Source organism: Bradyrhizobium centrosematis (assembly GCF_045571495.1).
Lineage (GTDB): Bacteria > Pseudomonadota > Alphaproteobacteria > Rhizobiales > Xanthobacteraceae > Bradyrhizobium > Bradyrhizobium centrosematis.
The window spans coordinates 1,849,895-1,875,896 of record NZ_CP120703.1; the positions used below are offsets into that span (position 1 = coordinate 1,849,895).

Here is a 26,002-nt window from a genome sequence, read left to right on the forward strand (position 1 = left end):
GCGCGGCAGATTGCGGGGCGGACCCCTCTGCCGGTGACCCATGGCCGATACGTTAGCTGCTAGCCTGCCCAATCCGCGCCGACTTGGGGCCGACGCCTTCTTCGCGGGCGGCATCGTGACCATGCTCACGATCCTGTTCCTGCCGATTCCGCCGATTCTGATCGACCTCGGCCTTGCGTTCTCGATCGCGCTGTCGGCGCTGATCCTGATGGTCGCGCTGTGGATCCAGCGGCCGCTCGATTTCTCGGCCTTCCCGACCGTGCTGCTGATCGCGACGATCCTGCGCCTTGCGCTGAACATCGCGACGACGCGCCTGATCCTGTCGCGGGGCGGGGAGGGCGAACAGGCTGCCGGCTATGTCGTTGCCGGCTTCTCCAAGTTCGTCATGGGCGGCGACTTCGTCATCGGCCTGATCATCTTCGCGATCCTGGTCACGGTGAATTTCGTCGTGATCACCAAGGGCGCGACGCGTATCGCCGAAGTCGGTGCCCGCTTCACCCTGGATGCCATTCCCGGCAAGCAGATGGCGATCGACGCGGACCTATCCGCCGGCCTGATCGACGACAAGGAAGCCCAGCGCCGCCGCCGCGAACTCGAAGAGGAGAGCGCGTTCTTCGGCGCCATGGACGGTGCCTCGAAATTCGTCCGCGGCGACGCCATCGCCGGCCTCATCATCACCGCGATCAACATTTTCGGCGGTATCGTCATCGGCGTCACCCATCACGGGCTGACCCTGACGCGCGCCGCGGACGTCTATACCAAGCTCTCCGTCGGCGATGGTCTGGTGTCGCAGATGCCGGCGCTGATCGTGTCGCTGTCGGCGGGCCTCTTGGTCTCCAAGGGCGGCACCAGGGGCTCGGCGGAGCAGGCGGTGCTGCGCCAGCTCGGCGGCTATCCGCGCGCGGTGTCCGCCGCGGCGCTGATGATGTTCGTGCTCGCCCTGATGCCCGGCCTGCCGATGGCGCCCTTCGTACTGCTCGGCGGCGTCATGGCCTTCGTCGGCTACACCTTGCCGAAGCGGCAGGCGGCGCTGAAGCAGAAGGAGGATGCGCGCAAGGCCGACGAGCGCGCCCAGGCGGACGCCAAGGAATCCGTCAAGGAATCTCTCAAGACGGCCGAGATCGAGCTGGCGCTCGGCGGCCATCTTTCGGTCCATCTGCTGGGCTCGCGCACCGAGCTCGCCCACCGTGTGGCCAAGATCCGCAAGAAGTTCGCCAAGCAGTACGGCTTCGTCATCCCGGAGATCAAGCTCACCGACAATCTGTCGATCGACCCCAAGGGCTACCAGATCCGGATCCACGACACCCGCGTCGCCCATGGCGAGCTCAGGCTCGGCGAGGTGCTCGTGCTGGTCGACAAGGACGGCAAGCCTGACGTGCCCGGCGAGGAGGTGATCGAGCCCGCCTTCGGGATGAAGGCGCTTTGGGTGGCCGAGGCGTTCACGGACGAGGTCAAGCGGCAGGGTTGCAAGCCGGTGGACAATCTGTCGGTGCTGCTCACGCATCTGAGCGAGGTGATCAGGGCGAACCTCGCCCAGCTCTTGTCCTACAAGGACATGCGCGCGCTGCTCGACCGGCTCGATCCCGAATACAAACGCCTGGTCGAGGATCTCTGCCCGTCGCAGATCTCCTATTCGGGCCTGCTGGCGATCCTGAAGATCCTGCTGGGCGAGCGGGTCTCCATTCGCAACCTACATCTCATCCTGGAGGCAATCGCCGAGATCGCGCCGCATGTGCGGCGCTCGGAGCAGGTCGCCGAGCACGTGCGGACGCGGCTGGCCCAGCAGATCTGCGGCGACCTCTCCGACAACGGCGTGCTCAACGTCGTCCGTCTCGGCAATCGCTGGGACCTCGCATTCCATCAGAGCCTGAAGCGCGATGCCAAGGGCGACGTCGTCGAGTTCGACGCCGATCCGCGCCTGATCGAGCAGTTCGCGACCGAAGCCAGCGCCGCGATCCGCAAGTTCACCGAGAGCGGCACCAGCGTGGTGCTGGCGGTGACGCCCGAAGCGCGTCCCTATGTCCGCATGATCCTGGAGCGGGTGTTCCCGACATTGCCGGTGTTGTCGCATGTCGAGGTCGCGCGCAGCGCGGAGATCCGGGCACTCGGAGCCATATCGTGATCAGCACCCTTGCCGACAGCGTGCTGGTGACGTTCATCGTGTTCTGCCGCATCGGCGCCTGCCTGATGCTGGTGCCCGGCTATTCCAGCGTCAACGTTCCGGCCCAGGTCCGCCTGTTCGTGGCGCTGGTCACGACCTTTGCGCTGGCGCCGATCCTGATCGCGGTCCTGAAACCTCTCACCGATAATGCGGCTCCGCTCACGCTTGCGCTCCTGATCTGCTCCGAGCTCCTGGTCGGCAGCGTCATCGGGCTCGGCGGGCGGGTGTTCTTCCTCGCGCTGCAGACTATGGCGACCGTGATGGCGAGCGCGATCGGCCTGAGTAACATCCCGGGGACGCCGGTCGGCGACACCGATCCGGCGCCGGCGCTGGTGCCGCTGATCATGGCGGCCGTGACCACGCTGTTCTTCATGACCGACCAGCATTGGCAGGTGCTGCGCGGATTGATGAACTCCTACGACGTCTGGCAGCCCGGCAACAGGATCGGCGGTAGCATGGCGCTCGACCAGCTAGTCGGCCGCCTGTCGGAGGCCTTCGTGCTGACGCTGCGGATCACCAGCCCTTTCATCGTCTATTCCGTCATCGTCAACCTGGCGGTCGGCCTGATCAACAAGCTGACGCCGGCGATTCCGGTTTACTTCATCTCGGTGCCCTTCGTGCTGTTCGGCGGCTTCCTGCTGCTCTACCTCACCAGCGACGAGCTGCTGACGCAATTCATGCTCGGCGTTTCGTCCTGGCTCGCGGAGTGACCGGTGGTGACCTCGCGCGCGGACAAGCTCGGCCGGATGGTATCGCTCATGAAGCTCCAGCTCCGGCTGTCCGAATGGCAGCTCGCGCAGCTGCGGCAGCAGGAGCAAAGCCTGCAGGACGAGCAGGAATGGCTGGTGGGAGCGCTGAATGGCGGCAAGCCGCCGGCGGGCTCGTCGAGCGAATCGATTGCGCGGCGCCTGAACAGGACGAGCGTCGGTGCGCGAGAGGTTCAAGCGCAGGCCGCGCAGCAGCTCGACCAGGTTCGCGCCGAGAACCGCCGCGTGAAGCAGCTCGAGGAGGTCGCGAAGGTGGCGCTGGCCGACAAGCTTCGCGACGCGGAGACGCGCGTGCTCGAGGAGATAACGGGACAAAGCCCTGCCGTGCGCGCCTGGACGCCACGGCCAGCCAACCGGAACAAGATATGATCGTGACAGCGACACCCGACCTCGTTCTCGACGTGCTCGAGGCCGCCGATCCCGTGACGCAGCGCGCGGCCACCGCAAAGCTCGATGCGCTGAAATCCTCCGATGCCAATTTCGCCGCCACGATGGACGCGCAAGTCGGCAAGGCCGCGGCGGCCGCCGAGCAGTCTGCGACGAAGGTGGCCGAGGCGCAGTCGGACGCAGTGAACGGCGCGCCGGTCCGCGTGATCAAGGCGCCGGCATCCGGCGAGGTGTACCGGAAGTTCGAGGCCTTCATCCTCCAGACCTTCGTCGAGACGATGTTGCCGAAGGATTCGGAGGAAGTCTTCGGCAAGGGCACGGCCGGCGGCGTCTGGAAGTCGATGCTGGCGGAGCAGCTCGGCAACCAGCTGGCAAAGGGCAAGGGCATCGGCATCGCCGAGCGGCTCGCCGCCGCGCGTCCGGAACGGCGGGACAGCGCGGGCAAGGCCGGATGACGATCGGCGAATGGGTAACAGACGTGAGGGGTGAATTTTCTATGCAGGCACAAGAAGGCGCGGCGGCCATGGTGATCGAACAGCCGGTCGCGGACACAGAGGTGATGCCGACGGAAGCGGCAGCGAACGATGCACTGCTGCCCATGTTGCTGCCGATCGTGGGCAGCGAGGCTGTGGCCGACGGCGCCGATGCGGTGAGATCGGACGAAGTGCGCGGCCTCTTGGCGGCAATCCGCCGGCTCGAGAGCATTGTCGAGGAGGAGACGGTCGCGCTGGCCACCGGCAAGAAGATCGACTTCGACGATTTCAGCGCGCGCAAGAGCCGGAGCATGCTCGAATTCGTCCGCCTGATGCGCGCGCGGATGCATCTTGGCGGCGAAGCCGAGGTCACCGAGCAGATTCAGCGGCTGCGCGAAAAGCTCGAGCGCAACCGCTCGATCCTCGAAATGCACTATGACGCGGTGCGCGAGGTCGCCGGCATCATCGTCAAGGCGATCAAGGAGGCCGAGTCGGACGGCACCTATACCGGTCGCGCAGCGCAGGACGGAAAATGATCAGACTGGTGTTGGCCGGGCTCTGGGTCTGCATTCTCACCGCGGGCACGAGCTATGCCGTGGCCTATTGGAAGGAAAACGGCAGCCTTCTGCCGGCCAAGGACGAATATCTTGAAGGGCTGCAATACCAGAAGACGCGGGCACTGAGCGTGCCCATGGTCGAGAACGGCAACGTTCAGGGCTATATCGTCGCGCGGTTCGTCTACACCGTGGAGGCGCGGACCATGCACCAGCTCAATGTTCCGCCGGAGCCGTTCGTTGTGGACGAGGCTTTCCGCAGGATCTATGCCGACGACCGTCTCGACTTCAGGAAGCTCGCCCGCTACGACCTCTCCATCCTGACCACGGCCATCAAGCAGCGCGTCAACGAGCGGATGCAGGCTGAAATCGTCCAGGACGTCCTGGTCGAGGATTTCAACTACGTTTCCAAGGAAGAATTCCAGCAGAAGCCGTAAGGCGCGACGGTTGGTCGAATTGAGTTCGCCAACTCCAAGGGGGAACGCACCTCGATCGGGGCCGCGAAGCGAGGCCCTTCCCGTGGGTTCCGTGCAGCCGAACGTGCAACGGCCTCCGCGAAGCTGCTTCGCGGAGGCCGTTGTCTGTTCGCGCCAGGCTTTGGCTGTGTCAGTTTCCGACCGGGTACGCTGCCGGGACGGCAAGCGCCCTGTTCAGGAGGATGCCGACCTCGTCGATCTCCTGCATCGGCTCATCGAGAGCCTCGCCGGCCGGGATGTCGAGGCGGTATCCGACGTAACGCCGGGCCACGATCGCGTCGAAGCCGAGGCGGTCGCGGAGCTTCTTGCGCAGCTTGCTGACGTGACTCTCGATCACGCTTTCGTCGAAGGTGGACTCGAAGATGCCGTAGACCGCGTTGAAGATTTGCGTCTTGGTCACCCACTTTCCGTGATTGCTGACCATATATTCGAGAATCCGCAGTTCGCGACGAGGCAGGGTGAGGGCGTGGCCTGCGATCTCGGGATCACGGCCGTTGAAGAAGACCTGGATCCTGCTCTCGCAAGGCCTTGGCAGCTCGCCCACCCGGCGGCGCGCGATGGCGGCCGTTCGGGCGAGTATCTCGCGAAGGTGTATCGGCACGTGCACGACGTCGTCGACGCCCGATTCGAACAGCTCAAGTGTGTTCTTGAGCATCTTCTGGCCGCTCATGGCGATGATGGGAGCCGAGGAGCGCTTGCGCATGGCCCGCGGCAGGCTTCCGCGGGCATCGCAATCTCCGAGAAGGAAGGCGTCGACCGCTGCCAGATCCGACTCGCTCGCGGATTGCAGCCAGTCCCAGAACTCCCTGGAGGAGAATCCGATCGACGACACGCCTTCGCGAACAAGCCCTCCGACGTAGCTGTTCGCGACGCTTTCGCGATCATCAACGATAATATACATCAGTCTTTCGCCCCTGTTTCGCACTTGTTGCGGCCGGTTGGTTGATGTGATGCACCGACTCGGCAATTATGCTGTTTGACGACATTCCTTCCCGCGAACCGTTGTTATCGTTTCGATATTCGCGGGCAGCCCTACGCATTCAGCGCCCGCGTCTCGCAGGCCTGGTACTTCGACTCGATACTGAACGCTTACTGTGTGAGGCCCGGCGGGTGTCTTGCGGATCACCTCGCGGGGCGGATTGAGAAACGACCTAGAACAGTTGCGCCAAGTTGCTCATCGCGTCCGAACGCCACTGAAACTGTGTCGGTCTCCTCGCCAACTGGCGAGAATCACTTGAGTAGGACCGTAACAATTGCCGATTTCCGATCAAGCGTGCGTAATAAAGCGATTGCTATTTGTGCTTGATGCTGTTGGTTTGTTTCGAGTTGTTTCTTGATATATTCAAACGTATCAGTTGATTTGAAAGTTAAACTAGTTTTGCATCGTGATGGTTGTAAGGTTCCGTATCCCTGTACAAGTACAGCTATTTCGAGCCGTGCAGCGGCTCAGGTATGTGAGGGAGTTTTCAACCCGGGATTGACTCTCACGCGCTCTTTTCCGCGTGCGACAATTCGACTCACATGTCGCAGTGTGACTCAGCTTGGCGAAATCTTGGCGAGTGTGTGTCTTTCGAGTCGCACTCTCGCCACGTGCATGGCGCGTTCGAACCATTTCTCGTCGCATCGCGCATGATGAAGATCTCTCGATGCGCACGTTTCAGGCAAGCTTCGACAAATAACGTCACGGTTCGACAGATCGAACCGAACGGAGCATTTTCACATGTTGTCCGATGGACAAGCTCGTCCCAGCGCGACCGCTGATGTTTCCGCGACGGTGAAGCCTGCTCCCGAGCCGCGCAATATCAAGGACAATGCGGCGCGCGCGACCAAGCCTGCTGCGGGCGCAAAGCGAGTGTCGGCCGCGGCAAGCGACGAAGCTCTCGCGAAGGAGGCGCTCGAGGGACTCAAACGTATTCGTGCCAAGGCACGTCTCGACAAGATGGCGATACCCAAGCCTGCCCCGACCGTGATCAAGCCGGCCGTGATCGTGGCCAAGCCCCCGCCGCCCCGTCCGACCTGGGTTGTGCCGCTCGCGACATTGGCGGTCGCCGCCATGCTTGTCGTCTGCGCCTGCACCGGCGTGATCGCCTATCTCACCACGCAGCCCGCGCAGAACAACGCTGCGGCCAATACGGAGATCAGGATTCTGCGTGAGACCGTCGCACAGCTGCGTAAGCAGGTGTCGGGCGTGTCCGAAAATCTCGACGGCCTGCGCACCGCGGTCGATCAGTCGAGCAAGGCGACCAATGATCGTTTCGGCCGGTTCGCCGAGAATTTGGATCGCATCGAGCGGGTGAGCTCGTCGTCGACGGCGAAGCTCGACAAGCTCGCCCAGGCGCAGGTCCAGACGCCGGCACCGGCGCCTGCCACGGTTCAATCGCAGCCCCCCTCACAGCCAGGGACGATGATGGCCTCGGTCGCGGCACCCGAGTTCACGGGCTCGGTGTCGCCGTCCGAGCGCGCGTCGGCGCCGCGGAAGGCGATCAAGGGGTGGTCGGTCCGCCAGGCCTATGAAGGAATTGCGATCCTGCAGAGCCCGAACGGTGTCATCGAGGCCGTGCTGGGACAGCAGGTGCCAGGTCTCGGTCGCATCGAGGAGATCAGGAACGAGAACGGGCGTCTGGTGGTGGAGACAAGCGGCGGCGTCGTCTATTCGTCACGTAAGGCGACGCCCTGATCGATGGCCGCCTCTATTGGCGGTGATGCTCGAAGCTGGTGCATAGCAGATCGACCTCCGACTCCGCGATCGGCGCGCGAAACAGGCGACAGCTGAATTCGACCGTCGTCTTGTTGTCGGTGGCGGTGCGATCCTCCCGCAGGAAGATGCATCGCTTGCAGACGTCGGTGTGGTGCCGCTGCTCGGCCGCGTCCGACTGATCCAGCACATGCCGGAACGTGTCGCGAAAGCGGATCTTGACCTCGTCGTCGAGCACGGCAATCGCCTCGACGAGAACGTTGACGGGGTCGCGTACCAGGAACTTCTTGCCCTGCTGCGTCACGCTCAGCATCACCGAGCGCTTGTCCGTGGCCGAGCGTTTCCGCTCGAGATAGCCGAGCCGCTCGAGTTCTCCGATGATGAACGAGGCGGTCCCGCGCGTGGTGCCGACGTAGCTCGCGAGCGCCGAAGGCGTCCGGGAAAAGCGGTTGGCCCGGGAGAGGAATCGCAGCGCCATCCATTCGCGGTCGCGCAAGCCGTGCTTGGTGCCTTCGAACCACAGGATTCGCGCGACCTGCTCCAACAGTTCAATCGATTCGCGAGCCAAATTCATTTCAGTTCCAGGTCGGATAAAGCTTTATTCAATTGAGCCTTGGGCAGCGCAATCTGAGTGGACGAGAATGAAGTCCCCGGGGGCTTCTCCGTTGCCGGAGATGGAACTTCCGGTGGTGGAACTAGGGCGTCACAAAGAAAGTTCGAGTAAACCGGACGGCTCGAGTCCTTCGAAAATTTCAATCAAATCACGACTTGCGCGCATGCGATTGAGGGCATGCACACACGCGCGAGCAACACAGTGCGTCATTGTGCCCGTTGCGCCGTCCATTTGTTGCGGCTGAGTGCGTGGAATGCGCGAACATGCGCATCCGTCCCGGCGCCAGGCGGTATGGCCGGCCGGGACGGAACCGTTTTTTTCGGTTAATGGATGTTGCGATGCAATGCGACTAGACGGTTAAGTCCGGCCCTCGCGGATCTACGCAAACTCAGAACGTCATCGGGACTCGAGCTGGCAGCGTGGTTGACGTCAGACCTGCAGCATTGGCAGTCACGGCCGGGCAACATGCTCGAGCTCTCCGGCGTCATCGCCAGCGGCATTCCTCGCCATCCAGATTGGCAACGCCTTGTCGTAATGAGCTGGCCCCAGAAGCTGCGCTGCTGAACCAACGGCAGGGCCGGCCCGAATGCGCGCGTGCTCGCAGGCTGGTGATTTGCGTTTGGCCGGCAACTATCGGCGAATGCGTCGCCTCCGGGGATACCAGCATAGGCAGCAGGAAGGGATAGACCGATGAGCTTCGAAACCACCATGACATCCGACGTCGTCGGATTGACGAAAGTCGCCCCGGTCTCGCGCCGCGGATTCATGAGCGCCACCGCGGCCGTGGCGGCCGGCTACACGCTTGCGGCCGGGCCGGTGCGCGCCGAGGCGATCACCACCGACACCAATGGTCTGCAGACCGGCGATGCCAAGATCAAGGTCGGCTCTGAAGAGATGCCCGTCTATTTCGCCCGTCCTGCCGGCAACACCAAGGCGCCGGTGATCATCGTGGCCATGGAGATCTTCGGCCTGCACGAATACATCAAGGACGTGACGCGGCGCCTCGCCAAGCTCGGCGCGTTCGCCATCGCGCCCGACTATTATTTCCGCAAGGGCGTCGATCTCACCAAGGTCACCGAGATCAAGGACCTCCTGCCGATCGTCAATGCCAAGCCGGATGCAGAGCTGCTCTCCGACCTCGACGCGACGGTGGCGTGGGCGGGATCGCAGGGCGGCGACACCGCCAAGCTCGGCATCATCGGCTTCTGCCGGGGCGGCCGCACGGTCTGGGAATACGCCGCCCATAGCGGCGCGCTGAAGGCCGGTGTTGCCTTCTACGGCACCGTGGTCGATCCCGCCAATCCACTGTGGCCGAAGAGCCCCATGCAGCTCGCGCCCGAGATGAAGGCACCGGTGCTCGGCCTCTATGGCGGTGCCGATACCGGCATTCCCGTTGCGCAGGTCGAGCAGATGAAGGCGGCGCTGGCCGAGAACAAGAAGACAGCCGAATTCAAGATCTATCCCGAGGCGCCGCACGGCTTCCACGCCGATTATCGCGGCAGCTATCGCAAGGACGCCGCGGAAGATGCCTGGAAGCAGGCGCAGGCCTGGTTCAAGAAGTACGGCGTCTTGAGCTGACGCCGGACATCAAAGGGGCGGCCAGATCGGCCGCCCCTCCTCTTTCGATGCGCAGCGATCTCACTTCACCATCGCGCCATAGACGATGTCCTGAATCTGCTCGCGATAATACTTCCTGAGCTCGCCCGGCGCCGCCGTTCCCACCACGACGACGAGACGCTCCTTGGGGTCGCAGAAGAACTGGGTTCCGTAGGCGCCGTTCCAAGTGAACTCGCCGGGATTGCCGGGGACCGACGACAGGCCCTCGCTGGTGCGGACCGCGACGGAAAGGCCGAAGCCGAAGCCTCCGCGATGCGGCTCGATATTCGCCACGTTGTTCTTGATCTCGGGGCCGAGATGGTTGGTCGTCATGTGATGCACAGTCTTCGGCGAGAGGATGCGCTGGCCGTCGAGCTCGCCGCCGTTGAGCAGCATCTGGCCAAAGCGGAGATAGTCTCCCATCGTTGCGAACGAGCAGGCGCCGCCGCAGTCGAACTTGGTCGGCGTGTCCAACAACTTGATGGCCTGCGGCTTGCCCGTCAGCGGGTCGTTGGCGAAGGGGCGGGCGAGGCGAGGGCGCTGCGCGTCGGTCGGATGGAAGGTTGCATCCTTCATGCCGAGCGGTTGCCAGACATTGGCGGCGAGATAGTCGCCGAGCTTCTGCTCGCTCACCTTTTCGACGACTGCGCCGAGCACGTCGATCGAGAAGCCGTATTCGAATTCGGTCGACGGCTGATGCGCCAGCGGCAGCTTCGTGATGCGGTCGATAAACGCCTGGGTGTCGCCTTCGATGGCCGGCGCGACGCCGTCAGGATATTGCCGCGCGACCGGGCTCGATGAGTCCGGCCGGCCGCCATACATCAATCCTGACGTATGCCGGTAGAGATCATGGATGAAGATCGGCGAGGCCTGCGGCTCGAGCTTGAGCGAGCCATCAGCCTGGGTCACGCCGACCTTCATGTCGGCAAAGCCGGGATAGTAGTTGGACAGCTTGGCCTGCAGCGGCAGCCGGCCCTGCTCCATCAAGGTCAGCCCCGCGACCGCCGCCATCGGCTTCGTCATCGATGCCAGCGCGAAGATCGCATCGACCGGCATCGGCGTGCCCTTATCCGGGTCGAGCAGGCCATAGGCCTTGTAGTGCACGAGCTTGCCGTCACGCGCGATGGCGACGACCGCGCCGGGCACGCGCTTGGCGGCGATCTCGCGCGCGAAGAAGTCGTCCAGACGGGTGAGCCCCTGTCTGGAGAAGCCGACATCGTCAGGGCTGGCTTCGGGCAATGGTGCGGCGCGTGCTGCGCCGAGCGTGATGAAGGCGGCCGCTGCCGCGATCATGGCGATCGTCTTGTTCATTACATCCTCCCAGGCAAGCTCATGCGTTGGCTCGCGTGATGCCTAGATCACGACCGCGCAGGAACAAAGTCAAGCACGCGCAGGGCGCGTCTGAGACGGGCTGACAACGTCGGAACCGTTATCGTCCTTCGCCTGCGCGCCACAGCGCGTCGAGGCCGTGGCGATAGGTCGGATGAGCAAGCGCGACGCCGAGCTCGCGCTTCAATTTCGCATTGGAGACACGCGCGCTGCTGGAATAGAAGCTGCGTGCCATCGCCGACATCTCCGCGGTCTCGAACGGCTCTTCGGGCGGCGAGGCAACGCCCATCAGCTTCGCCGCGTAGGAAATCACGTCTTGTGGCGACGTTGGCAAGTCGTCGCAGACATTCCACGTGCCGCCATTTCCGTGGTGAGTGGCGGCCACGATCGCGCTGGCGATGTCGTCGGCGTGGATGCGGTTGAAGACCTGGCCAGGCTTGATGATGCGCCGTGCCGTGCCGGCGCGCAGCGTCACCAGCGCGTTGCGACCGGGACCATAGATGCCGGCAAGCCGCAGCACCGCTGCATCGCCGCGTGCAATGTCCATCCAGGCCTGCTCGGCGGCGACGCGCATGCGGGTGCGATCGAGCGTCGCCTGTGGCGGGGTGGTCTCGTCGACCCAGCCGCCGGCGTGATCGCCGTAGACGCCGATGGTGGAGAGATAGATCACCTTGCGCCGGCCCGTCGCCAGCACGTCGCCGAAAGCTGCGAGCGCGGGATCACCGGCGCTGCCGGGCGGGATCGACACCAGAAGGACATCGGCGGCGCGAACCTGCTCGACCGTCTCCCGCCGTGGATGGCTGCCGGAAAAGGCGTGCACCTCGATGCCGGCAAGGTCGTTCCGCTGCGCGGGATCACGCACGGTGCCAGCGAGATGCGAGAAGCTGCCACCGTGTTTGCGGGCGAAGTGCCGGGCGCTATAGCCGAGGCCAAGAATGAAAAGCCGCATGCGTCTCCCGTGCAGGTCGAAAGTTCCCGTCCGCGTCGTCGCTTGCTCATAAGAGATTTTTGGGTCGGGCAAAAGATATTGCGATTTGTCTCGCCCGCCAGGGCGGGAGATGCTCGCTCGTCACGGCCAGTCGGGAGGAGGCGTCGATCATGCAAGCAGAGGCGCTCGCCTTAGCGCTGGCGGATGCCACCACGCTGATCCGGCGCGCGGCCGCGCTGATCTTCGACGTCGACGGCACCCTCGCCGAGACGGAGGAGTTGCATCGGCAGGCCTTCAACCATGCCTTCGCGTGCCACGGTCTCGACTGGGAGTGGGGCCGAGCTGTCTACAAGGACCTGCTGCGGGTGACCGGCGGCAAGGAGCGCATGCGCGCCTATCATGCAAGGCTTGAAATCGCCTCGGCCTTGTCCGATGCGGACATTACCGAGCTTCACCGCATCAAGTCCGCGCGCTATGCCGAGCTGGTCGAAACCGGCTGCTGTCCGCTGAGGCCGGGCGTGACCGAACTGCTCGCCGCGGCCAAGGCGCGCGGCCAGCGGCTTGCGATCGCGACAACGACCTCGCACGGCAATATCGATGTGCTGCTGTCGCGGGCGCTGGGGACACATTGGGCGGCGCAGTTCGACGCCATCGTCGCCGGCGACGATGTCAGGCACAAGAAGCCCGCACCGGACGTCTATCTCGAAACCCTGGCGCGGCTGAAGCTGGACGCGGCGGACTGCGTTGCCATCGAGGATTCCGCAAACGGGCTGATTGCGGCCTCACGCGCCGGCATTCCGGTCCTGATCAGCCGGAGCATGTTTTTCCGCGATGAGGATTTCAGCGCGGCACGGGTCGTGCTGGACGACCTCTCGGAACTCGGGGTCGTCAGACAAGAAACTGAAAAACGACCCCATGCACAGTAGGACGCGCCCGTACCCCCGCCACCGTCAGTGGACGCGGTGGCTCGTTCTATCGTCCTCAGCCTGCTCGACAATCTGCGCGATCGGGCTCGACTGGTGATGCACCAGGCGCCAGTCGTCGCCAATGCGGCGCAAATGGTTCGCCGCAGCCAGCGCGGTGCCGTCCACGATCTCGATGCAGAGCACGCGGGCGCTGTCGCCGTCGACGATGGCCTGCGGCTCGGCGCAGACGATCTGCGGCCGCTGCGGGTTCTGCAGGATGTCGCGCCAGCTTCCGATCACGGTGGCACGGCCGATGATGGCCGGCCAGCCAGGATGGATGCAGGAAATGCTGTCGTCGTCCGCCCACATCCGTTCCATGCCGGCGAAGTCGCCGGTTGAAAACGCGGCGTAAAAGGCCGCGTTGGCGGCGATGACCTTGCTGTCTTTTGCCATCGCTCTCGGGTGGGGCAAGGCCCGGCAAAAATCAAGCGCGACTTCCGTTCGAATTCGCGTCGATTTGGACGCAGTGCAGCATTGCCCGTTTTATGGTCAGGCCGAGACGTGCGTCTCCACCGCCTGCCGCGCGCCGACCCGGTAGAGTTGGCCGAGCGCAGCGGTTACGGCCTCGCGCAGGCGCGGCTCGGCGCCCAGCGGGCCGAACACCTTCTCGATCCCGAGCAGCGCGGGCGCGAGCCGCTCGGCGACCGGTCCCGCCTCGCGCGCCAGGGCGGCGAATTCGGCGGCAACGGGATCGCGTACGTCGATGGCGCGGCCCTGCTCGTCGCGGCCGGTGACGTAGCGCATCCAGCCGGCCACCGCGAGCGCGTGTGTTGTGATCGGCAGCTTGCTGGCGAGGCGATCCCGCATCGCACCAAGCAGCCGCTGCGGCAGCTTTTGCGAGCCGTCCATCGCGATCTGCCAGGTGCGGTGATGCAGCGCCGGATTGGAAAAGCGCTTGAGCAGCGAGGTGCGATAGGCGGCAAGATCAGTGCCCGCGGGCATCGTCAGCGTCACCGCGGCTTCGTCCATCACCTCCGCGGCGAGGCGCGCGAAATGCGGATCCTGCATGGTGTCGGCGATGGTCTCGTAGCCTGAGAGATAGCCGAGATAGGCCAGCGCCGAATGGCTGGCGTTGAGCAGCCGCAGCTTCATCAGCTCGAACGGCTTGACGTCGCCGACGAGTTCGACACCCGCTGCCGCAAAGTCGGGCCGGCCGGCGGTGAAGCGATCCTCGATCACCCATTGCGTGAACGGCTCGGTCATCACAGGCCAGGCGTCGCGCAGGCCCAGTGCGGATGACACCGCATCGCGGTCGGCATCCGTGGTTTCCGGCACGATGCGGTCGACCATGGTGCAGGGGAAAGCGACGGTGTCGGCGATCCACTTGCCGAGATCCCTGGAGCGCAGCGCGGCGAACTGCGTCACGATCCGCTGTACGGTGTGGCCGTTGGCGGCGAGGTTGTCGCAGCACAGCACGGTGAAGGGCGAAAGACCCTGGGCCCGCCGCCGCGCCAGCGCGGCGACGATGAAGCCCGGCGCCGAGCGCGGGGCATCGAAATTGTTGAGGTCGTGCACGATGTCGGGATGCCGCTCGTCGAGGTCGCCGGTCTGCGGCGTGTGGCAATAGCCCTTCTCGGTGACGGTGAGCGAAACGATGCGAGTGGCGGGATCGGTCATCCGCTCGACCAGGGCTGCCGGATTTTCGCGCGCGACGACGCTGTCGAGCAGCGCGCCGATGACGCGGTGCTCGGTGCCTTCGGCCGAACGCACGGCAACAGTGTAGAGATGGTTCTGCGGGGCGAGGGCGTCGTGCGTATCCGGGCTGCGCAGGCTGGCGCCGACGATGCCCCAGGACGTCGCTCCCGCGGCAAGGCAATCGTCGACGACGACGGCCTGATGGGCACGATGAAAAGCCCCCAAGCCCAAATGCACGATGCCGGGCGTGACGCGCAATCGGTCATAGGCCGGACGGCGGATGGCAGGTGCCAACCGGTCGAGATTGGCGCGGCCAAGGCGCAGCGAGCTCTGGCGCATGGACGTCTCCCTTTTGCTTTGCCGCTGCTTGACATGCTGTCTGTCCTCGGTCAATGCTCTGGTCAATTGGTAAGACCAATTTTCCAAAATTGGCGGGCCACGGGTCTGGACGACCCTGACGGACCCTTTCGGGAGGACCAGCGTGCCGCTGGAAGCTGTAGAGGCGAGACGGCTCTATCGCCAGGTCGCCGATCAATTGCGAAGCCTGATCGACAGCGGCGAGTACGCGGTCGGCAGCCGCTTGCCGACCGAACGCGAGCTCGCCGAGCAGCTCAAAGTGTCCAGGCCGACGGTGCGCGAGGCCTTGATCGCGCTCGAGGTCGAGGGGCGGCTGCGCATCCGGGTCGGTTCCGGCATCTATGTGATCGAGCCCGCCGCAGTCGCCGCGCCGGCCCCCGCCGCCGTCATCGAGGGGCCGTTCGAGCTGCTGCGCGCGCGCGAATTCCTGGAAAGCGCCATCGCCGAACAGGCGGCGCGCCTCGCGACCAGGGACGATATCGCCCGCATCGACGCCTCGCTCGTGGCGATGGAGAATGTCGAGCATCCCGGCGAAGCCTCAATGGTGCACGACCGCGCCTTTCACGTCGCGATCGCCGGAAGTCTCGGCAATGCCGTTCTGGTGCGCGTGGTCGGCGAGCTGTTCGACCAGCGTCTCAATCCCTATTTCGCGCAGCTTGCACATTATTTCGAGAGCCCGGGCACGTGGCGCACCGCGCTCGACGAGCATCGCGCCGTGCGCGACGCGATCGCCGCGCATGATCCGGACGCCGCGCGGGAAGCCATGCGCGTTCATCTGGTGCGATCTCAGGAGCGCTTTGCGCAGAATTTCGGTGCCGAGACCGCGGCGGGATCGGCTTCGGTGAGATCGGCGGCGAAACGGTCGAAATCGAAACATGCGCCGAAGAAGAAGCGCTCCGCGAGCAGCAGCGCGCAGCGGCGATGAGATTGGGCGGCCTGCATCCGTGCCGGGGCGGGCGAACAAGAAGCAGACTTGAACGATGGAGGAAAAGTCGATGTTGAGGAAGATGACGATTGCAGCGGTGATGTCCGCCGCCGCGCTGCTGGCGGCGAGCGGTACCGGCATGGCCCAGACCAAGCTGAAATGGGCTCATGTCTACGAGACCTCGGAGCCGTTCCACACCGCCTCGGTCTGGGCCGCGCAGGAGATCGGCAAGCGCACCAACGGGCGCTACCAGATCGAGGTCTACCCGGCCTCGCAGCTCGGCAAGGAAGCCGACATCAACCAGGGCCTGTCGCTCGGCTCGGTCGACATCATCATCTCCGGCTCCAGCTTCGCGGCCAAGAGTTTTGCGCCGATCGGCGTCACCTATTATCCCTACACCTTCCGCGACGCCGATCATCTGCTCGCCTACACCAAGAGCGACATCTTCAAGGAGCTCGCCAAGGGCTATGAGGACAAGAGCGGCCACCACATCGTCGCGGTGACCTATTACGGCGTGCGCCAGACCTCGTCGAACAAGCCGATCAAGACCTGCGCCGACATGAAGGGCCTGAAGATGCGCGTGCCCGACGTGCCGGCCTACCTCGCCATGCCGCGGGCCTGCGGCGCCAACACCGCGCCGATCGCCTTCGCCGAAGTCTATCTCGCGCTCCAGAACGGCACCGTCGAGGCGCAGGAAAATCCGCTGACCACGATCGAGGCCAAGAAGTTCTACGAGGTGCAGAAGCACATCGTGCTGACCGGCCACATCGTCGATCACCTCAACACAGTGATTGCCGGCGCGCTGTGGAAGAAGCTCTCCGACGAGGACAAGAAGATCTTCACCGACGTGGCGCAGGAGGCCGCGGCCAGGGCCACAGGAGAGATCAAGCAGAACGAAGCCAAGCTGGTCGCCTTCTTCAAGGAGAAGGGCCTGACCGTGACCGAGGTCGACAAGAACGAGTTCCGCGACACCGTGCTGAAGAACGTCGCGTTCGAGACCTTCGGTTATCGCAAGGCCGACTGGGAACGGATCCAGGCGGTCAAGTAGTAGTGAGTCGTCATTCCGGGATGGTCCGAAGGACCAGACCCGGAATCTCGAGATTCCGGGTCCGACGCTCGCGCGTCGCCCCGGAATGACGTCAAGAGGAGCAACTATGTCCACCGCCGAAATCCACCGGCAGATCACCGCGGACGAGATCGCCCACACTTTCGAGGAGGAGGCGACGCCGAAGGTCGATCTCGGCATTTACGCGTTCGAGGACTGGGTGGCGCTTGCGATCTTCTGGGTGATGGCGCTCGCCGTCTTCCTCCAGTTCTTCACCCGCTACGTGCTCAACGACAGCTACGCCTGGACCGAGGAGATCGCGACCTATTGCCTGATCGGGGTGGTCTTCATCGGCGCCTCGATGTGCGTGCGGCTGTCGCGGCACATCCAGGTCGACCTCGTCTACCGTTATCTGCCGCAGCCCGTGGGCCGTGGATTGTCGACAGGGATCGACCTGATCCGGATCGCCTTCTTCGGCTACGCCACCAAGCTGGTCTGGGTCTACATCCAGATCATCGGCGACGAGCAGATGACCACGATCAATTTCCCCAAGAACTTCGTCTATTACGCCGTGCTGCTCGGCTTCGTCCTGATGTTCGGACGCTCCGTGCAGGTGGCAATGCAGAACTGGCGGCAGGGTTACTCGGTCCTCGAACGTCCCGGTGCCTACGACGGATCGGAGATATAACATCATGCTGCTGCTGCTCGGAGGCTTTCTCGTCCTGATGTTGCTCGGCGTTCCCGTGGCGATTGCCATGGCAGCGTCGTCGCTGCTCTACATCCTGGTCAGCGGCGTGACGCCCGACGTCACGCTGGCGCAGCGCATGATCGCCGGGGTCGAGAGCTTTCCGCTGCTCGCCGTGCCGTTCTTCATCCTGGCCGGCAACCTCATGAACATCGCCGGCGTGACCGGGCGAATCTACAAATTCGCGGTCGCGCTGGTGGGATGGATGCGCGGCGGCCTCGGCCACGTCAACATCATCGGCTCGGTGATCTTCTCCGGCATGTCCGGCACCGCAATCGCGGACGCCGCCGGCCTCGGCACCATCGAGATCAAGGCGATGAAGGACCACGGCTACTCCACCGAGTTCTCGGTCGGTGTCACCGCGGCCTCCGCCACGCTCGGGCCGATCATCCCGCCGTCGCTGCCCTTCGTGATCTACGGCATGATGGCGAACGTCTCGATCGGCGCGCTGTTCCTGGGCGGCGTCATTCCCGGCGTGGTCCTGACCCTGTTCATGATGGCGACCGTCACCTATTTCGCGCACAAGAACAAATGGGGCAGCGACACGCCGTTCTCCTGGCCGCAGCTCGGCTCGGCCGGCCTCGAGATCGTCATCGTGCTGTCCTTCCCCCTGGCAATCTGGCTGATGGTGCTCGCCGGCCTTTCGGTCAATATCGCGGTCGTCATCGGCCTCGGCACGCTGCTGATCATCGACTGGTACTTCGACTTCTCGGCGGTGATGGCGCTGATGGCGCCGGTGATCCTGATCGGCGGCATGACGCTCGGCTGGTTCACGCCGACGGAAGCTGCGGTCGCCGCGGTGATCTGGTCGCTGTTCCTCGGTCTCGTGCGCTACCGCACCATGACGTTCCGCACCGTTGCCAAAGCGACCTTCGACACCATCGAGACCACGGCCTCGGTGCTGTTCATCGTCACCGCCGCCTCGATCTTCGCGTGGCTGCTGACGGTGTCGCAGGCGGCCCAGATGCTCTCGGACTGGATGCTCAGCATCACCCATAACAAATGGGTGTTCCTGGCACTCGCCAACGTGCTGATCCTGTTCGTCGGCTGCTTCATCGACACCACGGCGGCGATCACGATCCTGGTGCCGATCCTGCTGCCGATCGTGCTCAAGCTCGGCATCGATCCCATTCATTTCGGCTTGATCATGACGCTGAACCTCATGATCGGCTTGTTGCATCCGCCGCTCGGCATGGTGCTGTTCGTGCTCGCCCGCGTCGCCAAGCTCTCGGTCGAACGCACGACGGTCGCGATCCTGCCCTGGCTGGTGCCGCTGCTGCTCGCGCTGATCGCGATCACCTACATTCCCGACCTGACCCTCTGGCTGCCAAAATACATGGGACTCTCCAAATGACCTCGACCGCTCTCGCCGCAACCCTGTTCGGTCCCGAAGATTTGCGCATGATCGAGCATCCGCTCGACAAGCTCGCTGACGGCATGGTGCGCATCCGCTTCGGCGCGGGCGGCATCTGCGGATCGGACATGCACTATTTCCGCCACGCCCGCACCGGCGATTTCGTGGTGAAGTCGCCGCTGGTGCTCGGCCACGAGATCTCGGGCGAGGTCGTGGAGATCGCAGGCACTGCTGCCAATCTGAAGCTCGGCGACCGCGTCGCCGTCAACCCGTCGCGCTGGTGCGGCCATTGCGTCGCCTGTCGCGAGGGCCGGCCGAACCTGTGCGAGAACATCTACTTTATGGGCTCGGCCTCGAAGACGCCGCACATGCAGGGCGGCTTCGCCAACTATTTCGACGCGATCCCCGCGCAATGCGTGAAGATTCCCGATCACGTCTCCTACCAGGCGGCTGCGCTGGCCGAGCCGCTCGCGGTCTGCCTGCACGCCGTCGCGCGCGCCGGCAACATCGAGGGCAAGCGCGGCATCATCTTCGGTGCCGGCCCGATTGGGCTCTTGACCATGCTCGCTGCGCGCCGCGCCGGCATGGCCGACATCACCGTGGCCGACATCGCCCCGGCGCCGCTCGCTTTCGCAAGCCGGCTCGGAGCATCGCATGTCGAGAACGTCTCGGGTGGAGACGAGGGCCTGAAGACGCAGGCCGCCTCGCGGCCCTACGACATCGCCTTCGAGGTCTCGGGCACGGCTGCGGGCCTTGCCAGCGCGATCGGCATCGTCCGGCGCGGCGGCATCGTGGTGCAGATCGGCAATCTCCCCGGCGGCCAGATCCCGACGCCGTCAAATGCCGTGATGGCGAAGGAGATCGACCTGCGCGGCTCGTTCCGGTTCGGCTTCGAGTTCATGAATGCGGTGGAACTGATCGGCAACGGCAGCGTCGATGTGCTGTCGCTGGTCACCGCCGAGCGGCCGCTCTCGACCGCGCCCGACGCGCTGCGGCTCGCGCTGGACCGCTCGCAGAGCGTCAAGGTCGTGCTGACCGCGAACTGATCGGAGACGAAGCATGATGCTCGAAGGTTGGCGTTGGTACGGGCCCGACGATCCCGTCTCGCTCGATGACGTCAGGCAGGCCGGGGCGAGCGACATCGTCTCGGCGCTGCATCAGGTGCGGATCGGGGAGGCCTGGACGCGCAAGGCGGTCGAGGAGCGCAAGAACTTCATCGAGAACGGCCAGCCCGGCCGCTCGCAGCTGACCTGGTCGGTGGTGGAATCGATTCCGATCCCCGATGACGTCAAGCGTCTTGGGGCTAAGGCGACCAAGTCGATCGAGGCGTGGATCGCGAGCATGGAGGCGGTTGCTGCCGCTGGCATCAAGATCATCTGCTACAATTTCATGCCTGTCGTCGACTGGTGCCGCACCGACCTCGAATGGGAGCTGCCGAACGGCGCTCGCGCCATGCGCTTCGACCAGAATCGCTTTGCCGCCTTCGAGCTGCATATCCTGAAGCGTCCGGCCGCCGTGCAGGACTATTCGCCGGAAGCGCAAGCGCGCGCAAAGAAGCTGTTCGAGCAGATGAGCCAGGCCGACATCGACTATCTCGTCATGGTCATTGCCAGCGCGCTGCCGGGCTCGACCACCGAGCCGATGACGATCCCGCAATTCCGCGATCGGCTGGAGACCTATCGCGACATCACGCCAAAGATCTTGCGGCAGCACCTCGTCGAATTCCTTGCGCGTGTGACGCCGGTCGCCGAGCAGCTAGGAGTGTCGCTGACCTTGCATCCGGACGATCCGCCGCGGCCGTTGTTCGGCCTGCCGCGCATTGCCTCCTCAGCCGACGACTATCAGGCGCTGTTCGATGCCGTGCCGTCCAAGGCCAACGGCATCTGCCTGTGCACCGGCTCACTCGGCGTGCGGCCTGAGAACAATCTGCCCGAGATGGCCGAGCGCTTCGGCCCGCGCATCGCCTTCGCCCATCTGCGCGCCACCAAGCGCGAGCCCGACGGCCAGTCGTTCTACGAGTCCGATCATCTCGACGGCGATGTCGATATGGTCGCAGTGCTCAAGGCGCTCTTGAAGGAGAACGCGCGACGTTCGCCCGACAAGAGGATCGTGTTCCGCCCGGACCACGGCCACCGCATGCTCGACGATCTCGCCGCCACCAAGCGCACCAATCCCGGGTACACCGCGATCGGCCGCCTCCGCGGCCTCGCCGAGCTCCGCGGCGCGATCAGGGCGATCGAGCATCGGTGAGGGAATAAGCTCTATCGGCAGCATCGTTGCGAGCGCAGCGAAGCAATCCAGAATCCCTCCACACAAAAACTCTGGATTGCTTCGCTGCGCTCGCAATGACGTGGAGGGAGAGCCAGTCGCGGATCTCAGCGCCGAATGCGTGGGGTGCTGTTAAGCCTTCGCCCCCAGCCAGGCCAGGATCATCTCCACGATCTGCGCCCGGCTCTTCGCCAGCATCTTGGGCTCGCTGAGGTCGCAATCGAAAAGGGCGCCGAAGGTGTAGCGGTTGGCGACGCGGAAGAAGCAGTAGGAGCTGATGGCCAGATGCAGGTCGATGGCGTCGACGTCGTCGCGGAAGACGCCTTCGCTGCGGCCGCGCTTAAGGATGCCGTCAAGGGTCGCGATCACGCTGGCGTTGAGCTGGCGCAGCTGCACATTCTGCTTCAGGTGCTTGCCGTGGTGGATGTTCTCGATCGAGACGAGGCGGATGAAGTTCGGGTTGCGCTCGTCATGATCGAAGGTCGCCTCGATTAGCCGCCGCAGCCCTTCGCGGGCGTCACAGCTGGCAATGTCGAGCTGGTCCTCCAGCGCGCGGATGCTGCGATAGGCCTCCTCAAGCACCGCGAGGTAGAGCTGCTCCTTGCCGCCGAAATAATAGTAGATCATCCGCTTCGAGGTGCGCATCCGCGCCGCGATCGCATCGACGCGTGCGCCGGAATAGCCTTCCGAGGCGAATTCGGCCATCGCCACTTCGAGGATGTCGCGCTTGGTGCGCTCGGGGTCGTTGGTGCGCTTTAATGGAGGCGGCATGCGCTTGAGCGTCGCTGTCTGATGGGCCCTGACGCAGAGTTACGGCAGGGCTGTGGGGGAAGGCGAGACGATCACCCGATCGCGAAATCGGCGGCCGTCTCGGCGTGGATGGCCGTGGTGTCGAACGTCTCGACCGAGGTGTCGTCGGGGCCGACCAGCATCGTGATCTCGGTGCAGCCGAGGATGATGCAATCCGCGCCGCGGGCGACCAGCGCGGTCATCACGTCCTGATAGCGGCGGCGGGAGGAGGCGGCGACGATGCCGAGGCACAGCTCGTCGTAGATGATGCGGTTGACATCCGCGCGCGCCTCTGGGGGAGGGACCAGCACGTCAAGATCATGCGCGCGCAGCCGATCGATGTAAAAGTCCTCCTCCATCGTGAATTTGGTGCCGAGCAGCCCGACCCGGCGGTAGTCCTTCGCCCGGATCCGCTGCGCGGTCGCATCGCCGATGTGAATGAACGGAATGGTCAGGTTCGAGACGATGTCGGGTGCCAATTTGTGCATCGTGTTCGTGCACAGCACGATCGCTCGCGCGCCGGCGCTTTCGAGGCGCCCCGCAACCTCGGCCAGGCTCGCCGCCGCCTCCGTCCAGCGCCCCGCGTACTGCATCTCCTTGATGCCCTGAAAATCGTAGGAGTACATCAATAGCGGGGCCGAATGCAGCTTGCCCATGCGGTCGCGGACGCGTTCGTTGATCAGCTTGTAATAGAGCACGGTGCTCTCCCAGCTCATGCCGCCGATCAGGCCGATGGTCTGCATACCCAATGCTCCAGGCGATTCAGTTTTGACTGATCGTAGGGGAATTCATCGAAGCTCGCCATCAGGACGATCCCGAAGCTCTCAACTGTCCGCGGTCCGGTCAGGGAGCGGTCGTCGAATGAGCTGGAGTGCAAACGGCAGGGACCGGCATGACGTCTGCGCAGGGTGCGAGCGGCCTTTCGATCTTGCGCGCCCCCGCGCCCTGTCCTACCCAGTATCCGAATAACTGCGCATCGCCAATGCTTTGAGGAGCCGTCATGACCATCCGCAACACCCGCACCGGGGGCCAGATCCTGATCGATCAGCTCGTCGCGCAAGGCGTCGAGCGCGTCACCTGCGTGCCGGGCGAGAGCTATCTGGCGGCGCTGGATGCACTGCACGACAGCCCGATCGACGTCGTGATCTGCCGCGCCGAGGGTGGCGCGGCGATGATGGCGGAAGCCTATGGCAAGCTCACCGGGCGTCCCGGAATCTGCTTTGTCACCCGTGGTCCGGGCGCCACCAATGCCAGCCACGGTGTCCACATCGCGATGCAGGATTCGACGCCGATGATCCTGTTCGTCGGCCAGGTCGACACCGGCATGCGCGAGCGCGAGGCGTTCCAGGAGCTCGACTACAAGGCGGTGTTCGGCACCATGGCGAAATGGGCGGTCGAGATCGACCGGCCCGATCGCATTCCGGAGCTGGTGGCGCGGGCCTTCCGCGTCGCCATGCAGGGCCGCCCCGGTCCCGTGGTGATCGCGCTCCCGGAGAACATGCTGACGGAGACCGCTGCCGTTGCCGATGCCATGCGCATCGAGCCGGCGGTGAGCTGGCCGGCGCCGTCCGACATCGAGCGCGTCGGTGCGATGCTCGCGAGCGCCAGGGCGCCGCTCGTCGTCCTCGGCGGCTCGCGCTGGACCGATGAAGCGACCAAGAGCATCGCGCGCTTTGCCGAGCGATTCGACCTGCCGGTCGCGACCTCGTTCCGCCGGGCCTCGCTGATCGACGCCGACCACGCGCATTATGCCGGCGATCTCGGCATCGGGCCGAGCCCGGGCCTGAAGGCCCGCATCGACAACGCCGACGTGATCCTGTTGATCGGCGGCCGCATGTCGGAGATGCCGTCCTCATCCTACACGCTGCTCGAGATTCCCAATCCGAAGCAGAAGCTGATCCATGTGCATCCCGGCTCGGAAGAGCTCGGCCGCGTCTATCAGCCGGCGCTGGCGATCCAGGCGACGCCGGCTGCATTCGCGGCGGCCGTCGAGACGCTGAAGCCCGCCGGGTCGGTGGCCTGGAAGGGCGAGGCCGCCAAGGCGCACGCCGATTACCTCGCCTGGACCGAGAAGGCGCGCGAGCTGCCGGGCACGTTCCAGTATGGCCAGGTCATGACCTGGCTGCGCGACCGCCTGCCGAAGGACGCGATCGTCTGCAACGGCGCCGGCAATTATGCGGGCTGGATTCATCGCCATCACCGCTTCCACAGCTTTGCCGCGCAACTGGCGCCGACCTCGGGCTCGATGGGCTATGGCGTGCCGGCGGGCGTGCTTGCCAAGCGGCAATATCCGGATCGCGTCGTCGTCGCCTTTGCCGGCGACGGCTGCTTCCTGATGAACGGCCAGGAATTCGCAACCGCCGTGCAATATGACGCGCCGCTCGTCGTCATCGTCATCGACAATTCGCAATACGGCACCATCCGCATGCACCAGGAGCGCGACTATCCCGGCCGCGTCGTCGGCACGCAGCTCAAGAACCCGGATTTTGCGATGTACGCGAAAGCATTCGGCGGCCATGGCGAGCGCGTCGAGCGCACGGAGGAGTTCGCACCGGCGTTCGAGCGCGCGCTGGCCTCGGGCAAGCCGTCGATCCTCCACTGCATCATCGATCCCAGGGCGATCTCGGTCGGCAAGGATTTTACGCCTGCAGTGAAGGCTTAAAGCGATGGCTGCCGGTCGCCACGTAGCGATCATCGGAGCCGGCGCGATCGGCGTGATTAGCGCCATCGAGGCGCTGCGGGAGGGCCATCGGGTCACGCTGATCGATCCGGGCGAGCCCGGCGGCGAACAGGCCGCGAGCTATGGCAATGCCGGCTGGCTGTCGTCGCACTCGGTGATCCCGCCGGCCGAGCCGGGCATCTGGAAGAAGGTGCCGGGCTATCTGATGGACCCGCTCGGGCCGCTTGCGATCCGTTGGTCCTACTTGCCGAAGGCGTTGCCCTGGCTGATCAGATATCTGCTCTCGGGCTGGACCGAAGCGCGGGTCGAGACCACGGCCTTCGCCCTGCGCGACCTGTTGAAGGACGCGCCGCTGCTGCACCGGAAGCTGGCGGAAGAGGCTGGCGTCCCCGAGCTGATCGAGCGCAACGGCGTGATGCATGTCTTCACCTCGCGCGGCAATTTCGACAACGATCTCGGCTGGCGCCTGCGCAAGAAGGTCGGCGTCGAATGGCTCGAGCTCAGTGCCGACGAGATGCGTCAGCGCGAGCCCGACCTGCATCCTCGCTACACCTTTGGCGTGGTAGTGGAAGAAGCCGGCCGCTGCCGCGATCCCGGCGCTTATGTCGCAGCGCTCGCCAATCATGCGATTGCTGGCGGTGCCAAGCACGTGCGGGCCAAGGCGACCGGCCTCAGGCTCAACGGCAACAAGCTCGTCGCCGTTCTCACTGACATCGGGGAGATCGCTTGCGATGCTGCCGTGGTCGCGGCTGGCGCGCGATCGAAGCAGCTCACCGCCTCGGTCGGCGATCCCTTGCCGCTGGAGACCGAGCGCGGCTACCACGTCATGATCGAGCATCCGGAATCGGGGCCGCGCAGCTCGATGATGGCATCTGACGCGAAGATGGTGGTGAACTGGACCAACAAGGGGCTGCGCGCCGCCGGAACCGTCGAGATCGCAGGCCTTGAGGCCGCGCCGAACTGGAAGCGCGCCGAGATCCTGCGTGACCACCTGATCGGCATGTTCCCGAAACTGCCGAAGGATATTCCGGTCTCGCGCATCAAGACCTGGTTCGGCCACCGGCCGAGCATGCCCGACGGACGTCCCTGCATCGGTTATGCGCGCGCCTCGCGCGACGTCGTCTATGCCTTTGGCCACGGCCATGTCGGCCTGGTCGGCTCGGCCCGGACCGGCCGGCTCGTCGCGCAGCTCGTCAGCGGCAAGACGCCGGAGATTCCGCTTCTCCCCTTCGCGCCCGAACGTTTCCTCTGAGGTCGCAG

25 protein-coding genes are annotated in these 26,002 nt (G+C 64.7%); 17 read left to right on the forward strand and 8 right to left on the reverse strand.

From position 1 onward, the window contains the following. The first annotated feature begins 40 nt into the window (after positions 1-40). The 6 genes from flhA to P6U31_RS08925 are packed head-to-tail and all read left to right on the forward strand — an operon-like array spanning position 41 to position 4,779. Complete coding sequence (flhA, locus tag P6U31_RS08900; RefSeq protein ID WP_407187828.1) at positions 41-2,122, forward strand: flagellar biosynthesis protein FlhA; 2,082 nt, start codon at positions 41-43, stop codon at positions 2,120-2,122. Next, complete coding sequence (gene fliR, locus P6U31_RS08905; RefSeq protein ID WP_407187829.1) at positions 2,119-2,871, forward strand: flagellar biosynthesis protein FliR; 753 nt, start codon at positions 2,119-2,121, stop codon at positions 2,869-2,871. Before flhA ends, fliR begins: the two co-directional genes overlap by 4 nt. Before the next feature lie 6 nt (positions 2,872-2,877). Next, entirely contained in the window at positions 2,878-3,297 is a 420-nt protein-coding gene (locus P6U31_RS08910; RefSeq protein ID WP_407189800.1) for a hypothetical protein, read from the forward strand. After that, complete coding sequence (locus tag P6U31_RS08915) at positions 3,294-3,770, forward strand: rod-binding protein (protein WP_407187830.1); 477 nt, start codon at positions 3,294-3,296, stop codon at positions 3,768-3,770. Before P6U31_RS08910 ends, P6U31_RS08915 begins: the two co-directional genes overlap by 4 nt. A 41-nt stretch (positions 3,771-3,811) precedes the next feature. Next, the gene (locus tag P6U31_RS08920; protein ID WP_407189801.1) at positions 3,812-4,324 is read left to right on the forward strand and encodes a flagellar biosynthesis protein FlgN; all 513 of its coding nucleotides are present in this window, start codon (positions 3,812-3,814) and stop codon (positions 4,322-4,324) included. After that, positions 4,321-4,779, forward strand: a complete 459-nt coding sequence (locus tag P6U31_RS08925; RefSeq protein ID WP_407187831.1) for a hypothetical protein — start codon at positions 4,321-4,323, stop codon at positions 4,777-4,779. Before P6U31_RS08920 ends, P6U31_RS08925 begins: the two co-directional genes overlap by 4 nt. Positions 4,780-4,948: 169 nt before the next feature. Here P6U31_RS08925 and P6U31_RS08930 read toward each other — a convergent pair whose 3' ends face one another. Then, positions 4,949-5,719 (reverse strand): winged-helix domain-containing protein, encoded by a 771-nt coding sequence (locus P6U31_RS08930; protein ID WP_407187832.1) that lies wholly within the window; start codon positions 5,717-5,719, stop codon positions 4,949-4,951. Between the two features lie 819 nt (positions 5,720-6,538). On the opposite strand from P6U31_RS08930, the gene P6U31_RS08935 reads away from it, so the two are divergent. After that, positions 6,539-7,495 (forward strand): hypothetical protein, encoded by a 957-nt coding sequence (locus P6U31_RS08935; protein WP_407187833.1) that lies wholly within the window; start codon positions 6,539-6,541, stop codon positions 7,493-7,495. Between the two features lie 13 nt (positions 7,496-7,508). Here P6U31_RS08935 and P6U31_RS08940 read toward each other — a convergent pair whose 3' ends face one another. Next, positions 7,509-8,087, reverse strand: coding sequence for a MarR family winged helix-turn-helix transcriptional regulator (locus P6U31_RS08940; RefSeq protein ID WP_407187834.1), 579 nt, complete (start codon positions 8,085-8,087; stop codon positions 7,509-7,511). A gap of 729 nt (positions 8,088-8,816) precedes the next feature. Here P6U31_RS08940 and P6U31_RS08945 point away from each other — a divergent pair. After that, positions 8,817-9,704: a dienelactone hydrolase family protein gene (locus tag P6U31_RS08945; protein WP_407187835.1), complete on the forward strand. Its 888-nt coding sequence runs from the start codon at positions 8,817-8,819 to the stop codon at positions 9,702-9,704. Positions 9,705-9,764: 60 nt separating this feature from the next. Here the strand turns inward: P6U31_RS08945 and P6U31_RS08950 are convergent, their stop codons facing one another. Both P6U31_RS08950 and P6U31_RS08955 read right to left on the reverse strand, forming a co-directional pair. Beyond that, entirely contained in the window at positions 9,765-11,033 is a 1,269-nt protein-coding gene (locus tag P6U31_RS08950) for a serine hydrolase domain-containing protein (RefSeq protein ID WP_407187836.1), read from the reverse strand. A 118-nt stretch (positions 11,034-11,151) separates the two neighbouring features. After that, positions 11,152-12,000 (reverse strand): SDR family oxidoreductase, encoded by an 849-nt coding sequence (locus P6U31_RS08955; protein ID WP_407187837.1) that lies wholly within the window; start codon positions 11,998-12,000, stop codon positions 11,152-11,154. 149 nt (positions 12,001-12,149) lie between these two features. On the opposite strand from P6U31_RS08955, the gene P6U31_RS08960 reads away from it, so the two are divergent. Beyond that, positions 12,150-12,905, forward strand: coding sequence for an HAD family hydrolase (locus tag P6U31_RS08960; RefSeq protein ID WP_407187838.1), 756 nt, complete (start codon positions 12,150-12,152; stop codon positions 12,903-12,905). Between the two features lie 24 nt (positions 12,906-12,929). Here P6U31_RS08960 and P6U31_RS08965 read toward each other — a convergent pair whose 3' ends face one another. Both P6U31_RS08965 and P6U31_RS08970 read right to left on the reverse strand, forming a co-directional pair. After that, the gene (locus P6U31_RS08965) at positions 12,930-13,337 is read right to left on the reverse strand and encodes a nuclear transport factor 2 family protein (protein ID WP_407187839.1); all 408 of its coding nucleotides are present in this window, start codon (positions 13,335-13,337) and stop codon (positions 12,930-12,932) included. 96 nt (positions 13,338-13,433) lie between these two features. Then, positions 13,434-14,918, reverse strand: coding sequence for a mannitol dehydrogenase family protein (locus P6U31_RS08970; RefSeq protein WP_407187840.1), 1,485 nt, complete (start codon positions 14,916-14,918; stop codon positions 13,434-13,436). Positions 14,919-15,060: 142 nt separating this feature from the next. Between P6U31_RS08970 and P6U31_RS08975 the strand changes: the two genes are divergently transcribed. From P6U31_RS08975 to uxuA, 6 genes are all read left to right on the forward strand, one after another. Further along, positions 15,061-15,861, forward strand: a complete 801-nt coding sequence (locus tag P6U31_RS08975; protein ID WP_407187841.1) for a FadR/GntR family transcriptional regulator — start codon at positions 15,061-15,063, stop codon at positions 15,859-15,861. 70 nt (positions 15,862-15,931) lie between these two features. Continuing rightward, a complete protein-coding gene (locus tag P6U31_RS08980; protein WP_407187842.1) occupies positions 15,932-16,909 on the forward strand; it encodes a sialic acid TRAP transporter substrate-binding protein SiaP in 978 nt (325 codons plus the stop codon). Positions 16,910-17,015: 106 nt separating this feature from the next. Next, entirely contained in the window at positions 17,016-17,594 is a 579-nt protein-coding gene (locus tag P6U31_RS08985) for a TRAP transporter small permease (RefSeq protein ID WP_407187843.1), read from the forward strand. Between the two features lie 4 nt (positions 17,595-17,598). Further along, a complete protein-coding gene (locus P6U31_RS08990; RefSeq protein WP_407187844.1) occupies positions 17,599-19,005 on the forward strand; it encodes a TRAP transporter large permease in 1,407 nt (468 codons plus the stop codon). Further along, positions 19,002-20,051, forward strand: a complete 1,050-nt coding sequence (locus tag P6U31_RS08995; RefSeq protein ID WP_407187845.1) for an L-idonate 5-dehydrogenase — start codon at positions 19,002-19,004, stop codon at positions 20,049-20,051. Before P6U31_RS08990 ends, P6U31_RS08995 begins: the two co-directional genes overlap by 4 nt. A gap of 13 nt (positions 20,052-20,064) precedes the next feature. Beyond that, positions 20,065-21,255, forward strand: a complete 1,191-nt coding sequence (gene uxuA, locus P6U31_RS09000) for a mannonate dehydratase (protein WP_407187846.1) — start codon at positions 20,065-20,067, stop codon at positions 21,253-21,255. Between the two features lie 150 nt (positions 21,256-21,405). Here the strand turns inward: uxuA and P6U31_RS09005 are convergent, their stop codons facing one another. Together P6U31_RS09005 and P6U31_RS09010 are read right to left on the reverse strand one after the other, a co-directional pair. Continuing rightward, positions 21,406-22,044: a TetR family transcriptional regulator gene (locus P6U31_RS09005; protein WP_407187847.1), complete on the reverse strand. Its 639-nt coding sequence runs from the start codon at positions 22,042-22,044 to the stop codon at positions 21,406-21,408. A gap of 71 nt (positions 22,045-22,115) precedes the next feature. Next, positions 22,116-22,805 (reverse strand): aspartate/glutamate racemase family protein, encoded by a 690-nt coding sequence (locus P6U31_RS09010; RefSeq protein ID WP_407187848.1) that lies wholly within the window; start codon positions 22,803-22,805, stop codon positions 22,116-22,118. 257 nt (positions 22,806-23,062) lie between these two features. On the opposite strand from P6U31_RS09010, the gene P6U31_RS09015 reads away from it, so the two are divergent. Beyond that, positions 23,063-24,724: a thiamine pyrophosphate-binding protein gene (locus P6U31_RS09015; protein WP_407187849.1), complete on the forward strand. Its 1,662-nt coding sequence runs from the start codon at positions 23,063-23,065 to the stop codon at positions 24,722-24,724. Positions 24,725-24,728: 4 nt separating this feature from the next. Next, positions 24,729-25,994: an NAD(P)/FAD-dependent oxidoreductase gene (locus tag P6U31_RS09020; RefSeq protein ID WP_407187850.1), complete on the forward strand. Its 1,266-nt coding sequence runs from the start codon at positions 24,729-24,731 to the stop codon at positions 25,992-25,994. Positions 25,995-26,002 lie beyond the last annotated feature (8 nt).